The sequence below is a fragment of the Acetobacter fabarum genome, from assembly GCF_029069195.1.
In the GTDB taxonomy this organism is placed as follows: domain Bacteria; phylum Pseudomonadota; class Alphaproteobacteria; order Acetobacterales; family Acetobacteraceae; genus Acetobacter; species Acetobacter fabarum_A.
This window is the reverse complement of record NZ_JARDYK010000005.1, coordinates 127,796-143,062: the sequence shown is the minus strand read 5'-3', so window position 1 is coordinate 143,062 and position 15,267 is coordinate 127,796. Positions and strand designations below refer to the sequence as shown.

The 15,267-nt window shown below is 62.1% G+C and carries 9 protein-coding genes; 1 reads left to right on the top strand and 8 read right to left on the bottom strand.

The genetic code is table 11. From position 1 onward, the window contains the following. Positions 1-37: 37 nt before the first annotated feature. From addA to tsaE, 3 genes are read right to left on the bottom strand one after another with little or no spacing between them, the layout of a single operon-like run. Entirely contained in the window at positions 38-3,619 is a 3,582-nt protein-coding gene (gene addA, locus PY793_RS08620; protein WP_275177683.1) for a double-strand break repair helicase AddA, read from the bottom strand. After that, positions 3,616-6,693, bottom strand: coding sequence for a double-strand break repair protein AddB (gene addB, locus PY793_RS08615; RefSeq protein WP_275177682.1), 3,078 nt, complete (start codon positions 6,691-6,693; stop codon positions 3,616-3,618). Before addB ends, addA begins: the two co-directional genes overlap by 4 nt. Continuing rightward, positions 6,690-7,148, bottom strand: coding sequence for a tRNA (adenosine(37)-N6)-threonylcarbamoyltransferase complex ATPase subunit type 1 TsaE (gene tsaE, locus PY793_RS08610; RefSeq protein ID WP_275177681.1), 459 nt, complete (start codon positions 7,146-7,148; stop codon positions 6,690-6,692). The genes addB and tsaE overlap by 4 nt, the downstream gene beginning before the upstream one ends. A gap of 431 nt (positions 7,149-7,579) precedes the next feature. Between tsaE and PY793_RS08605 the strand changes: the two genes are divergently transcribed. Next, positions 7,580-8,353, top strand: coding sequence for a response regulator transcription factor (locus PY793_RS08605; RefSeq protein WP_275177680.1), 774 nt, complete (start codon positions 7,580-7,582; stop codon positions 8,351-8,353). A gap of 46 nt (positions 8,354-8,399) precedes the next feature. Here the strand turns inward: PY793_RS08605 and thiD are convergent, their stop codons facing one another. The 5 genes from thiD to tilS all read right to left on the bottom strand — a co-directional run bounded on the left by thiD (position 8,400) and on the right by tilS (position 15,231). Continuing rightward, positions 8,400-9,233: a bifunctional hydroxymethylpyrimidine kinase/phosphomethylpyrimidine kinase gene (gene thiD / locus PY793_RS08600; RefSeq protein WP_275177679.1), complete on the bottom strand. Its 834-nt coding sequence runs from the start codon at positions 9,231-9,233 to the stop codon at positions 8,400-8,402. A gap of 18 nt (positions 9,234-9,251) precedes the next feature. Beyond that, a complete protein-coding gene (gene glmM, locus PY793_RS08595; protein ID WP_275177678.1) occupies positions 9,252-10,610 on the bottom strand; it encodes a phosphoglucosamine mutase in 1,359 nt (452 codons plus the stop codon). A 138-nt stretch (positions 10,611-10,748) separates the two neighbouring features. Beyond that, entirely contained in the window at positions 10,749-11,780 is a 1,032-nt protein-coding gene (gene folP, locus PY793_RS08590; RefSeq protein ID WP_275177677.1) for a dihydropteroate synthase, read from the bottom strand. Between the two features lie 96 nt (positions 11,781-11,876). Then, positions 11,877-13,805 carry an ATP-dependent zinc metalloprotease FtsH gene (gene ftsH / locus PY793_RS08585; protein WP_275177676.1) on the bottom strand — a complete coding sequence of 643 codons (1,929 nt, stop codon included), beginning with the start codon at positions 13,803-13,805 and terminating at the stop codon, positions 11,877-11,879. A 118-nt stretch (positions 13,806-13,923) separates the two neighbouring features. Beyond that, positions 13,924-15,231 (bottom strand): tRNA lysidine(34) synthetase TilS, encoded by a 1,308-nt coding sequence (tilS, locus tag PY793_RS08580; RefSeq protein WP_408744691.1) that lies wholly within the window; start codon positions 15,229-15,231, stop codon positions 13,924-13,926. Positions 15,232-15,267 lie beyond the last annotated feature (36 nt).

Here is a 15,267-nt window from a genome sequence, read left to right as displayed (position 1 = left end):
CGGGGCTCACTAACACTTAAGGTGGCCTGCGCTGTGGTCAAGATACCACGCCCGCGCAAGATTGCGGAGCGTGCTTGTCCAGCAGGTGCTCAGGCAGCCGGTCGGCACGGGGCAGCTCGGTCCAGACCAGCACACAAACAACCTCCCGCCCAGGCCATAATCCGTGCAGCAGGGCACGGTAAGCCGCCATCTGGCGCAGGTAGAGCACCGGTGTCTGCTCCACCGTGGTCGGTGCATGACGGCCACTTTTATAGTCGCACACAATAACCCGGTCAGGCATGACACACATGCGGTCCACCTGCCCCACAATAACCTGCCCGCCTGCAATACCCGCCAGCCGCTGCTCCGCCCGGGCCTGAGGGGCAAACAGGTCTGCCAGTACAGGCATGCGCAGCACCGCCACAATCTGTGCGGCAAGTCTGGCAGCCTCCGGCACGGACAGGCCCGATGCCGGACGGGCCAGCCAGTCCGTGGCAAGCTGTTCCTGCGCGCTGGCGGGGTGATCAGGCAGGAACTGCAAAAGCGCATGCACCAGATTCCCCTTGCGCAGAGCTGCCTCCCGCGCCTTGAGCGGCGTAATGGCCGCCACATCCAGCGGGGAACGCGCAGGCGGGAGCGGGCCAAGCATGGTGTCATCGGGCCTGCTGGGGGCCAGTGGCCGGGCCAGCGGTCCTTCCACCTCCGGCGGGCCGGGCCGCCAATGCGGCGCCCGCCCCATCCAGCCGGGCAACAGCGGGAGGGCGGGTACATCCTGTGTCTGAGGCGCAACAGATACAGCGGAGACTGGCAGGCTGGCAGGAGCTGCATGCTCTTCCAGCACCAGAATCCTGCCCGACCAGTCCCCTATACTCCAGTCACGCTCCTGCGCGCCTGCACGTTCAAAACCAAGGCGGCAGCACTCGTACCAGCTCTCTGGCGGTACGGTGCGGCCGGGTTTCCAGCCACACACCACCAGCCTGTCTGCCGCGCGGGTCAGGGCCACATAGAGCAGGCGGTTATGTTCCTCTATCGTCTTTTCACGCCGGGTTTCATACAGGCTGCGGGTCAACCCGACCGACAGGGCGTTGCGCGGCACGTAAATGGGCACCTGCACCCCTGTTTTTTTGTCCGGACTCCAGAAAAGCCTGTCCTCAAACCGGGGCAGGCCCACCGTATCGGGCAGAATGACCAGCCGCGCCTGCAACCCCTTGGAGCCATGCGCGGTCATGACCCGCACGGCATTGCCGCCAGCCTCCGCCTCGCGCTTGACGCTCTCCTGCGAATGTCTGAGCCAGTGCACAAATCCCTGAAGGGAGGGAGGGTGCTGCTCCTGATAGCGCAGCGCGGCGGAGAGCAGCTCGTCTATCGGTTCGGCGGCTTCCGGCCCCAGCCGCGCCAGCAGACGCGCCCGCCCGCCCTGCTGGCCCAGAGCCGCGCACAGCAGTTCATACGGGCTGAGGTAATCCACCCGGCCAAACAGAGTATTGAGCATCTGCCATGCCTGTGTCCAGTCCGCCCGCCCGGCGTGACGCTCGCGCAGGATGGTCCACAGGGGGGCTCCGGGGGGGCGCCCCACGGCAAGGGCCATCAGACTGTCATCAGACAGCCCCCCCAGAGGGGATGTCAGCACGCAGGCCAGTGTCAGATCATCCTGCGGGAGCAGGAGTGCTGCACACAGGGCCATAAGATCCTGCACCGCAAGCTGGTCGGCAAGACCCGTGCGCACCAGCGTGGCCACGGGAATGTTGTGCCCCTTGAGCGCGCGCACCAGCAGCGGCACAAAGGAGGAACGGCGGGGCACCAGCACCAGCACATCAGCCGGTGTCAGCGGTTTTTGCCCCGGTTCGGGGGGGGCTGCCAGTTCACGCGCAATGGTGCTGGCCAGCGCATCCGCCAGCTTTTGCCTCGGGCTCTGCCGGGTCGCGTTGACTGCGGCTGGCTCCCAAGGGCTTATGCTGTCCTGCGCATCCTGTGCTTCCGCCAAAGGCCAGAGTTCCACCCGTCCACCCTGACCGGGGCGGGCCGTAATGTGCCGCAGGGGGCGGCCCTGCTCCTCCGCCACGCCGCGCGCGGCCTGTGGGTCTGCAAAAACAGCATCAACCAGTTGCAGGACCGGCGCTGTAGAACGGAAGGAAACTGTCAGTTCCGGCTCACGCCAGGGTAGGTCCGCCCCTTGCGCACGCTGCTTGAATCTAGCCCTCCATGCCCGGAATTCGTCCGGGTCAGCTCCTTGAAAACGGTAGATGGACTGTTTGTAGTCCCCTACGGCAAAAACCGTTCTGGGGCCCTGCTCCACCGCGTGTGCGCCTTCGCCTGCAAAAAACTCTTCTGTCAGATCCCCTGCAATGCGCCACTGCTGGGGCGATGTATCCTGCACCTCGTCCAGCAGAAGGTGGTCTATGCCGCCATCAAGCTTGTACAGCACCCATGCGGCCCCCGGCTCACGCAGGAGCTGGAGCGTGCGATGGATCAGGTCATCATACTCCATCTGGCCCTGCATGGCCTTGCGCTGGTCAAACATGTTGGCCACAGGAGCAGCCATTTTGAGCAGCGCCACGCCAAGGCGGGCCAACTGCCGGGCGTTCATGCCCTCCTCCACCGCCAGTATGCGCTCGGCCTCTTTTTGCAGCGCATCGGCCAGATCGGTATATTTTTCCGCCAGTTTGGCCGAGAGCAGGCCACGGCTGCGCAGCTTGCCATCCTTGGTCAGCAGCCCGTTGCGCCATAGCTCCCATTGCGCCACCCGTTCTGTGGGCGACAGGGCCAGCCAGTCCAGCAGGACGAGCACATTGGCCTTGGCCGTGGCGGACCCCTCCTCCGCCACGGCGCACAGGCCCGCGCGCAAGGTGGGCTCGGCGGCAAACCCGGTGCAGGCAACCAGCAGAAATGCCTCATCCGTCTGCCTGAGCGCGGCTTCTGGTAAACCCAGCACCCGGCACATGAGTTCTTCGGCCTGTTCTGGCTGAGCGCTTACGCGCGCACGCACGGCCTGTGCTTGCTCATTGCGCCGCAGGATTCCCGCAAGGGCAATAAAATCTCCAAGTCCGATCTGCCCGGCCAGCGGGGACACCGTGCTGGCAGGCTGCCCGCCCAGTACACTCTCCACGCAGCTTTGCAACGCCAGAGCCGCGTCTGTTTCCTCCATGACCGTAAAATGCGGGTTCATGGCGGCTTCCAGCGGAAAGCGCCGCAGGAGCGACTGACAGAAGGCATGAATGGTGCCAATCCGCATGCCACCGGGCAGGTCCAGCACCTCTGCAAACAATGCGCGCGCCTTGCGGCGGGTCTGCTGGGTGCAGGGCACAGCCAGAGCGGCCAGTTCCGCATTCAGCCGGTCATCGGGCAGGGTAACCCACCGGCCAAGGCGGGTCTGGAGGCGAATGGCCATTTCCGCCGCGGCGGCCTTGGTAAAGGTCAGGCACAGAATGCGCGCAGGGTCGCTGCCGGGCACAACGTCGCCCCCCGCTTCCACCCGTGGCAGCATAAGCCGGAGCAGGCGGTCGATCAGCAGCTTGGTTTTGCCGCTCCCCGCAGAAGCCGACACAAAAACCGACGCCGTAGGGTCGGACGCCATGGCCTGCTGCTGGTTGGCCTGTGCAATGGCGGCATCCAGCGCACCCTGAGCCGTATGGGGGGTCATGCTTCCGTCTCCATGCGACCTGTGTTCCATTCCGGCACACGGGCCAGGCGGGCATAATCGGCAAAGCGTGGCTCCTGCCCCGGATGGGGGTGGGAGAGATAGGGTTGCGTGGGCTGGTCATACGCAGCAATGCGCGCCAGCAGGCGCTGCCATGTCTGTTCGGCCAGATCGGTCAGGTTTTCGTGCTCTCTGGAGGCTACGGCCACCTCCTCCCCCGGTTCGGCCCCGCCGGTCAGACGCCAGTAGATCAGCCCGGCGATATCGGCCACATTGGGGACATCGGCAAACCCTGCGCGCAGCAGCATGGCGGCCTCCAGCGGCAGTTGCGGGCTCCAGCCAGACAGAACATCGCGCATGGCTGGCAGCATGCCGGTCTTGTAGTCCTGCACAATGACGCGCCCCTGCGCACCCAGCTCCACCCGGTCCGCCCGCCCGACAAGGCGGAATGGCCCCCCCGGTGCATCGGGGACCAGCACACTGCCTGCAATTTCGGTCAAAATAGCCTGTGGCACACCATGGGTGGCGCGGCGCTGCTGCTCCGCATGCGCAACCCATCTGGCAATGCGCTCAAGCCGGGGGGCCCACCACGCCCGCAGGGCCGGACGCAGGGCCTGTTCGGCCAGACAGGCCTCAAACACCTCCACCAGCTTGCGCTGGGCATCGGTCGGCCAGTCCACACCGTGGGTTTTAACCCAGCGTTCAAGCGCGTCATGCACGATCATGCCGTAATCGGAGGCATCGGCCCCTTCCTCCAGCTCGGGCAGGGGCTCAAGGCGCAGGATATGGCGGGCATAGATGGCATAGGGGTCACGCATCCATGTTTCTATTTCCGTCACGCTCAGGCGGCGGGGGCGCAGGGCGACATCGGGCGTGGGCCGGGGGGGAGCCACAGGCAGCGCTGGCCCCTGCGGCTGGTCCAGCCGGGCAAGCCAGGACAGAACCGGGTGCGCGGGCACCCTGCCCCCCCACCCGGCCAGAAAAGCATCCAGCCGGGTTAACCACCGCGCAGGCACCACAGGTGCGCCATCACGCCTGCGGGCAAAGGACAGAACAACGTGTTCGGCTGCTGCCGCCATGGCAAAAAAATCGTGCGCCGCCTGCCCCACGGCCTGCTCGGGCGGTGGCAGGCCAACCCGCTTGCGCATGGGGCGGCTCATCCACGGCCCGGCATCGGGGGCGGGGGGCCACACCCCTTCGGACAGACCGCCCAGTATAACGGTTTCCGCCGTTTGCAGGCGTGCTTCAAACAGCCCCCAGATCAATACCCGTGGATGCAGGGCCTGCGGGTTGTTGCCCCGGCGGGTGGCAACGCGCTCCTGCGCCAGAACCGCCGTAAGCAACCCATCCAGCACCGCAGGGGGCTGGGGCGGCAGCACGGCGGTCGCCAGCATAAGCTCGCTCAGACGGGAAGCCAGCAGGCTGCCATCCTCCCCTTTCCACAGGCGGGCGGTGGCAGGTTCTTCCTCCGTGCTGGCAAGGCGTTCCACCGTCGCGATCAGAGCCTCAAGCAGATCGGGCACGCTGGCCTGATGCCGCATGCCCTCCCCTCCGGCCTCCACCGCCCCTTCGGCCTGCTCCCAGCCCAGAACAGGGGCCAGACAATGGAGCAGACGCTCCATAAAGGCGGGCAGGGGTTCGGGGCCAAAGGGGCGGTCCGCACTCTCGCCCTGCGTCATGCGCTGACGGTCTTTTTCGCGCTTTGGCTCCAGCCTGTCCCTTACTGCGGCGCAAAGCCCTGCAAACCCCGGCGCGGGAGAAGGACCACGCAGCACCACACGCTCAAGCAGGCGGGCAGAAGCGCGGCACACGCCCGGAGCCAGACCACACGCCACCAGAGGGTGCTTGAGTACGGATAACAGAGCCACAGGCGCAAACCGGCTGTCCACCATCTGCGCCACCAGCCGCAGCAGCACGGCGGCTGGTGTATCCGCAAGCGTGGCACCTGCGCTGTCATCTGCCAGAATACCCCATCGCTCCAGCTCTGTGGCCACGCGGGCGGCCAGCCCACGATCGGGTGTTACAAGAGCCACGCGGTGGCCACGCTGCTCAATGGCGTTGCGCATGACCATGCTGATGGCCACAGCCTCTTCCTGCTGGTCTGCGGCCTCAAACCGGCTGACATGGGCAAGCCCCACCGGGCCGGGCTTTGCCCAGTCATCCAGTGCCGCGGCGGGCAGCATAACGCGGGAGAGCACGGCTGCGCGCTCGGGCTGGCCTCCCTGCGCATTCCAGACCTGCACATCCTCCCGCCGGACCTGCAGTGCTGCAAGCAGGTGGCTCATGCCCGCCTGTGGGTGACTGTCGGGCAGGGCGGCAAACACCTCCTCTGGCATGAACATATCCAGCCCCGGCAAGACGACCCTCCCCCCCGGGCAGGACAGAATGGCCTGTAGCGCATCGGCCGTGGGGGCCATGGCATGCGTAAACCCTGCTGCCCAGATCGGGGCTGCGTAGCCCTGCTCGCCCATGCTCCGCCACAACCGTGCCTGCGCACCCAGAAGAGCTACCTGCCGGGCCACGGGGTTGATCAACCCCTGCGCCTGCAACCAGACGGGCCATTGTGCGGTGACAATGTTCAAAAACCCCAGAATGGTCTGCCAATGCCGGGCGTAATCCTCCTGCACGGCATCGGGCAGGCGCTCAAGCAGGTTGACCCCGGCCCACTCCGCCTCGTCCATCAATTCAGCCAGAGCACAGGCCAGCGGCCATGCCTGATCCAGTGTGGGGCGGGTACCAAAGGCATTATCCGCCTTTAAAACAAACAGTGTCAGCACGGCCAGACGGGTCATGGCTGGCACGGCGGGAGGCAGAGCCAGCGCCGCTGCCCCGCCACAGGCAGACAGGCCCAGTTCGGTCTCGTCCAGTGCGCCTATGGGCATAATGCGGGGCAGGAGCATGCTGCGCCCGTCCATACGCCGCAAAAATGCCTCGGTTAACGCCCGCGCGGCCCGGCGACCAGGCAGGACAATGGTGCCCTCACCCATCGCCTCCGGGTCATGCCCGGCGGCATCGATCCAGCGTGCGGCCAGATGATCCAGAAAAGGCAGGTGCGCTGGAATGGTTGCGAGCTTCATACCCTGCGCTCCAGCAGGGTGAGCGGTTGCGGAGGAAGACGGCCCTCCCAGCCAGCCAGAGTAGCGTGGCGGCTTCCCTTCGCTCCGACCGTCAGGGTTATGTGCAGTGCATCTGGGGGGAGCATGTCTTCCAGACGCTCGGGCCATTCCACCAGCATGACGCCTTCACAGGCATCATCCCACCCCAGTTCGTCCAGTTCCTCCACACTGCCAAGACGCCACAGGTCAAAATGGTAAGCGGTGGCAGTTGGAGAGTCGTAGGCCTGCACCAGCGTATAGGTGGGGCTTGGCACCTCCATATCCGGCGCGGCGCAGAAGCTGCGCAGGAACGCGCGTGCGAACACGCTTTTACCCACCCCCAGCGAACCGGACAGCAAAATGGCGTCCCCCGCACGGGCAAAACCTGCGAGGGCTCTGGCCAGTTGTGCCGTATCGGCTTCGGTTTTCAGCAACATGACCGATTCCTGCTCCGTGGTGGGTGCTTACCCGTGCATCAGATTCAGAATGACCTTTTCCATATCCGGCCGGAAGCGGAAAGAGTGAAGAACCGGATTTGTAAATTTTTTACAAACACACGTTGCGTTAGGAAATAATAAATATACTTAAACTAAATATTTATTATTCATAAAAAAATTACTTTGTAATACTTACAATTTATTATTTTGGGAACTTTTCTCCCACATAGTCTTTATTCAGAGAATGGTATGTTTTTCCCCCGATATATGAGATTCATCTATCCGTAAGTCACATATCTGTTATTACAAAAATAATAAAAATAAAATGAATTTGTGTTTATTTTTTCAGAAAAACACGTAAAAGTATCATCAGCACCAGACAATACAACCACAAGATGTATCCCCATACCTGCAGCTATGTGAGGCCAGTCATGCGCATTTTGTTTGCCGAGGACAAGTTTACCTCCAGTCGGGCCATTCTTTCAGCCCTGAAAAAAGCAGGTTTTGCAGCCGATCTAGCCCGATCTGGCCAGAACACCATAGAATTGCTGCGTCATTATGATTACGGGCTCGCCATTATTACCATGACTCTGGCGGACATGGATGGATACACCATTCTCAACACCCTGCGTACATTCAAGATCACCACACCTGTGATTATTCTGTCCAACATTGATACGCCAGACGCCAAGATACGGGCTTTTACGCTGGGCGCTGATGATTATCTGGCCGAACCGTTTGAATCCGCCGAACTGATTGCCCGCGTACAGGCCATTCTGCGCCGCTCCAACGGATATGCCCACCCGATTGCCCAGGTTGGCGCACTGACCCTGAACCTGAATAACCACACGGTCACGGTAGCAAACCGCCCCATTCACCTGACCGGCAAGGAATTTGCCATTCTGGAACTGCTGGTGCTGCGCAAGGGCATTGCCCAGACCAAGGAAACATTCCTCAACCACCTGTACGGGGGACGGGATGAGCCAGACATCAAGATTATTGATGTCTTTATCTGCAAGCTGCGCAAAAAACTCCAGACCGTGGGAGCAGAAGACCTTATTTCCACCGTATGGGGCCGTGGGTACATTCTGCATGACCCGCAGGCACAACCGCAGACACCACCCATGCCCGCTCCGCTAATGCCCTCCCTTGCGCATCGACCCAGACTGCCAGAACCCGCCATGCTTCAGGCGGTTGGAGACTAGCTGCGCCTGCATCCAGACGGGTCTTCCCTTATGATGCCAGCAGTCTTCAGGACCTGATGACAGGATGCCAGACATGTGCATGCCATAATGGCCCCGCCCCCCTGCCGAGTTCGGGCGCCTGTTTGATGGCGTCATGCACATACTTGCAGGACTGCCGGACCGCATCTGGCAAAGCGAGTCCCTGCGCCAGAGTTGTTGCCAGCGCACTGGCCAACGTACAGCCCGTGCCATGTGTGTGCCGGGTAGCAATACGCTGCCCCACAAATTCGCGCGTTCCGGCCCTGTCCAGAAGGACATCCACCAGAATCTCCCCCACCAGATGCCCGCCCTTGAGCAGAACGGCCGCCCCCGTCTGCTGGTGCAGCCATAAGGCTGCGGCCTTCATATCTTCCACCGTATGAATGGTAAGCCCTGTCAGCTTTTCTGCTTCGGGCAAGTTGGGGGTGATGAGGGTTGCAAGGGGCAAAAGCGTTGTGCGCAGGCAGGCCAGCGCATCCTCATCCAGCAGGGCCGCCCCTCCCTTGGCCACCATAACCGGGTCTACCACAACAACAAGATCAGGGGTGCGCTCACGGGTCTGGACAATTTCCGCCGCCACGGCCTGCGTTTGCGCAGCCCCCCCCAGCATGCCGGTTTTGATGGCGTCCACCCCCAGATCATCCACAACACAACGAATCTGCTCGCAAATAAACTGCGCTGGCACAGGCAGAATATCCTGTACCCCCTGTGTGTTCTGTGCAGTCAGGGCCGTTATGGCGGTCATGGCATACCCGCCCAGCGCCGTAATGGTTTTAATATCAGCCTGAATACCCGCCCCTCCGCCAGAGTCGCTCCCCGCTATGGACAGAATTCTGGGGAGCGAGGGGGCGGGATGGGGCATACGGGGGGTTTTCCTGCTTCAGACTGGCTGGATTGCTTTTTCCAGAACGGCGCACATTTTGTTCACGGCCTCTTCCACAAGTGCTGCGTCTTCCGCCTCGGCCATAACGCGCACCAGTGGTTCCGTACCGCTGCGGCGCAGCAGCAGACGACCCTGCCCGGCCAATATACGTTCCACCTCATGCTGGCGCTCACGCACCTCATCCGTATCCAGCGGGCAGGCTCCAGCGTAACGGATATTACGCAGCTTTTGCGGAAAAGGCTGAAAAAGGCTGCAGACCTCGCTCGCGGGGCGCCCGGATTCCACCAGCACGGCCAAAATCTGCAATGCGGCAATCAGGCCATCACCCGTTGTGGCAAAATCGGTCAGCACCATATGGCCCGACTGCTCGCCTCCCACATTCACCCCACGCTCACGCATGCGTTCAACCACATGGCGGTCACCCACAGCGGTACGCTCCAGACCTACGCCCATTTTTTCCAAAAACCGCTCAAGCCCCATGTTGGACATAACCGTAGCCACCACAGCATTGCCCACCAGACGCCCTTCCGCAGTCCATGAGCGGGCGATCAGGGCCAGTATCTGGTCTCCGTCAATCAGACGCCCGGTTTCATCTGCGATCAGTACACGGTCGGCATCCCCATCCAGGGCAATGCCAATATGCGCACCGTGCTGCACCACAGCCCTGCACAGGGCCTCGGGGTGAGTGGAGCCACACTGTTCGTTAATATTCACACCATTGGGCTCGCACCCGATGCGAATGACTTCCGCCCCCAACTCCCACAACGCTGTGGGCGCAACCCGGTAGGCCGAACCATTGGCGCAGTCGATCACAATTTTCATGCCGTCCAGCCGCAGTTTGCGGGGGAAGGAGGATTTGGCGCTTTCAATATACCGGCCCGCAGCATCATTCAGGCGCGAGGCGCGGCCGATCTGGGCCGGGTCTGCCATATCCGCGTGCAGGTCGGTCACCATCAGGTTTTCAATCGTGCATTCATCCTGATCGGAGAGCTTGAAACCATCAGGGCCAAACAGTTTGATCCCGTTATCACCAAACGGGTTATGGGAGGCGGAGATCATAACCCCCAGATCGGCCCGCAGGGAGCGGGTCAGCAGGGCGATGGCGGGTGTGGGCAGTGGCCCGACCAGAGTAACATCCATACCGGCCGACAAAAAGCCGGAGACCAGAGCGCTCTCGATCATATAACCGGATAATCTGGTATCCTTGCCCAGCAGCACGCAGTGCCGGTGGTCCCCACGGCGAAAGTGCAGCCCCGCCGCCTGCCCCAGCTTCTGGGCAATTTCCACCGTCATGGGGGCAATATTGGCAGTGCCGCGAATACCGTCTGTTCCAAAAAACTGCTTCATAATACTCATTCCATTCCGCAATCGGCAATGGACCTGAATACTCTGGCCGTTGCTGGCGGAAACTCCTGTCCTGCTGATCTTTCCTAAAACGGTTTTGGACTGGAAGAAACCGTGTTCAGGCAACAAAAAAAATTTGACACGCCATGCTTACCCACCCTGCACGCCCTGCCAGACCCGAACACCCTGCGCCATGCTGGCCACAGAGTGCACCCGCAGTAGCGGGTTGCCAAAAGGCATGGCCATAAGGGATGCGGCAACCGTGCCGCTATCACGCAGGGCCGGGTCTGCTACACCCGTGAGCGTGCCAATCATGCGCTTGCGCGAGAGAGCACACACCACACGGCACCCCAGATTGGCCAGCAGCAGGATGCGGCGCAGCAGAACAACATTCTGCTCCTGCGTTTTGGCAAAACCAAACCCCGGGTCCACCATCAGCCGCTCACGGGCAATGCCCGCTTCCACGGCGGTCTCCACTCTTTGCCCCAGTTCGCGCACCACATCGCAGGCGACATCGGTATAATGGGTGTGTGCCTCCATGGTCTGGGGAGTACCACGCATATGCATGAGCACAACGCCGCACTGTTGCTCTGCCAGCAACGGCAGGGCGGCAGGATCGTGCCCAAGGGCGGAAACATCATTGATCACGCGCACGCCCGCAGCCAGTGCGCTCTCCATGACCAGACTGTTGCGCGTATCGACCGAAAGCGGCACATCCGGCATGCTCTGGCGCAGGCCTTCCAGCACCGGGCCAACCCGCTCCCACTCCTGCCGGGGGGAGACTACCGCCGCACCGGGGCGTGTGCTTTCCCCCCCGATGTCAAGCACACCGGCTCCATCACGCACCATCTGTTCGGCAGCCTGCAGGGCATGACCTGCATGGTAGTGCTGGCCTGCGCAGCTAAAGCTGTCTGGCGTTGTATTCAGGATTCCCATGACCAGAGGCCCCGCGGGCAACCCAGCATCAGGCACGGGGGAAACAAGGCGCTGCATCACGGGCAGCCACGCATGAGGCACAGCACCTACAGGCATGGGGCCAGAAGCCCTGCCCCCCTCAATCAGCAGCACGGCTGTAAACGCGGCTGTACCATTCTGGAACGGCAGGGCCATGCCTTGCCGTATGGCCTCCTGTGCCACGGGTCCAAACAGAAGCCCCATGGGTTCAACCAGCCTGCGCCACATCGCTTTGTCCTTATTTTATCGTCCCCATCATACAGAAGAGGCGGCACCGGGTGCCGCCTCTTCTGCTTCATATCCGTTGACTGGCACCCCCTGCCATTAACCGGGCTGGGGTGCGGGAACAGCGCCACCATCTTCCGCTGAAGCGGGGGCTGGAGCCTCACCCGTTACCTGCGGTACGGAAGCACGGCGGTTAACCGGGCCATCATCCGCTTCTTCTGAGCGTTCAATCGGCTGGCCACGCATGATCTGGCGAATTTCCTCACCTGTCAGGGTTTCATATTCCAGCAGGGCTTCGGCCAGACGGTGCAGTTCATCCACATGGTCATGCAGGTAGTTACGGGCCTGCACGTAGGCTTCATCAATCAGACGTTTGACTTCGACATCAATATCACGCGCCGTCTGTTCGGAAAAATTGCGGGCCGCACCAAAAAAGCTGTTGCCCTGATCTTCATCCGCGTAGGCGATCATGCCCAGCTTGTCACTCATACCCCATTCGGTCACCATGCTGCGGGCAACACGGGTAGCCATTTTAATGTCCCCCATCGCGCCGTTGCAGATGTTGTCCTTGCCATAAACCACTTCCTCGGCAACACGTCCGCCCATAGCCACAACAAGGTGAGCAATGGCGTTCATCTTGCTCATGGAGAGCCGGTCATCTTCGGGCAGGCGCATGACCATGCCAAGGGCACGCCCACGCGGGATAATGGTCGCCTTGTGAATGGGCTCGCTCTCGGGCACCAGCACGGCGGTAATGGCGTGCCCGGCCTCGTGGTAAGCGGTGCGCTTCTTCTCGTCCTCGCTCATCACCAGCGAGCGGCGTTCAACGCCCATCAGCACCTTGTCCTTGGCGTCTTCAAACTCCCGCATGGAGACCGTGCGGCGGCCAAGGCGGGCGGCGGACAAAGCGGCTTCGTTCACCAGATTGGCCAGATCCGCACCGGAAAAACCGGGGGTGCCACGCGCAATAATGCGCGGGTCCACATCGGACGCCAACGGCACCTTGCGCATATGCACCCGCAAAATTTTCTCACGCCCGCTCACATCCGGATTGGGCACCACCACCTGTCGGTCAAACCGGCCGGGGCGCAACAAGGCGGGATCAAGCACGTCGGGGCGGTTGGTGGCGGCAATCAGGATCACGCCCTCATTGCTTTCAAACCCATCCATTTCCACCAGCATCTGGTTCAGGGTCTGCTCGCGTTCATCGTTGCCACCGCCCATGCCCGCGCCACGATGGCGGCCAACGGCATCGATTTCATCAATAAAGATAATGCACGGTGCGGATTTTTTGCCCTGTTCAAACATGTCCCGCACGCGGGAGGCACCAACACCGACAAACATTTCCACAAAGTCGGACCCGGAAATGGTGAAGAAGGGCACATTGGCCTCACCCGCAATGGCGCGGGCCAGCAGGGTCTTACCCGTGCCGGGCGGGCCAACCAGCAGCACACCTTTGGGAATTTTACCGCCCAGACGCGTGAACTTCTGCGGGTCCTTGAGGAAATCCACAATTTCCTGCAATTCACCTTTGGCTTCATCAATCCCGGCAACGTCTTCAAACGTCACACGTCCGTGCTTTTCAGTCAGCATCTTGGCGCGGGACTTGCCAAAACCCATGGCGCCACGACCGCCCGCACCCTGCATCTGCCGCATCATGAACAGCCATGCCGCCACCAGCAGGATAATGGGCAGGGAGTTCAGGAAATAGCGCAGCAGCGGGCTACCATCCTGCTCCAGCGGTTTGGCCACAACTTCCACCCCTTTACCCACCATGCGCGAGACAAGGGAGGGGTCCAGAGGGGCATAGGTCTCAAACGCGGTGCCATCGGTCAGCGTGCCGGAAATATTGTGATTCTGCATGACAACAGACCGGACATGCCCCGAATCAATATCGGCCACAAAATCGGAATATGCCAGTTGCTGGGCGGCATGCTGCGCCGTGCCCGGCTGGAACATGTTCACCAGCAACAGCAGTAGCAGGATAATGCTGACCCAAAGCGCCAGATTGCGACCTAAATTGTTCATCTTGCCCGAGTGTCCATACTTCTAGTGCGTAAAGCGCCGGAGTGTCCTGCCATCTTGCCCGGCGCCCGGGGAAAAAAGCAACCTTTGCTCTTATAAATGGGATGCCTGAACCGTTTTCCTAGCCCACTGGCCCCACATAGTCCTCGTTGTGTACTTTTTTACACCCGTACACACCCATTCCGGTTACGGGAACAGGCGGTCTGAACTCAAAAAAAACATCTGTCCAGCCTGCCGTGCTGCTCCACCCCAGATGCGGCACAGCAACCCTTTGCCCTTGCCACCACAAAGCGGGTAGCCCGGCACAGAACAGGGCTGGCCACCCGGCACGAACCTTGCGCGCCAACCCGTAACCGGCGGCTCCCACATATACCCCGCAACGCAGCAGGGCAGAAGGGGCATGCAGCACAAAGCGGCCATCCCATGTTACGCCGGGGCAGGCCTCCACCGGAGCGCTGACCCCGGCCTGTTCACGAATGAGAAACCACTCATCATGCCATCTGGCAAGCCGGGTGCCAGCCAGTGTGCCCTCCTCCCCTTTTTTGCACAACCGCGCCACAGCCGCCGGTGCAGGGGGATAATGCTGTGCGCCAACCGTGCGGATCAGCCCCGACAGGGCTGCGGCTTCAGGCAGGGTCCGCCCCAGCCCGACCCACCCATGAGGGTAAAACGCACATGTCTGCGCCAGCGCCACGGCCTGCGCCTTCTCACGTGCCATACGCTGCGTGCCCGCATCCATGGCAAGACACCAGAACTGCTCGGACAGGCCACTCTCCTGCAACGCAAAGCGAACCCGCACACGCTCGGCACGCAGGTCCTGGTTGGAAGGATCATCCACCCAGGCCAGTCCTGCCGCGCGCAATGTCTGACGCAAAGCCATGCGGGAAACCCCCAGCAAAGGCCGCACCAGCCGCACACCCGGCGCATGGCTGATCCAGCCCATGGCCGCCAGTCCATCCGGTCCGCTCCCCGCGTTAGAGCGCATCCATGCGGTTTCGGCCTGATCATCGGCCTGATGACCAAGGAGCAGGTCTACACAACCCGCCTGCTGGCAGGCCTGCACCATGCGGGCATAGCGGGCCTTGCGTGCCCGTGCTGCCATGGCGGAACCTCTGGTCAGGTCGGTCAGGGTTATCAACTGGGCGGGCACGTCCATTGCGTGCAGGCGGTCTACCGTAAGCCGCGCCTCTGCCGCAGATTCGGGGCGCAGCCCGTGATCCACTACAAGGGCCAGCAGATTGCGGCGCCAGCGCCGGGCCAGCCATGCCAGTGCCAGACTATCCCCCCCGCCAGAAACAGCCAGCGCAACCGGAGCAGTCCCCGGTGCATCCGCACCCCACGGACCAAGGGTGTCCAGCCGCGCCGCAAACCATTGCGGGGAAACCGGCAGGTCGGAAAAAACCGGGCGCTGCTCAAACCGGACTGGCACCTCCCCTACCCCCAAAAGTGCGAGGGGACACGCTGG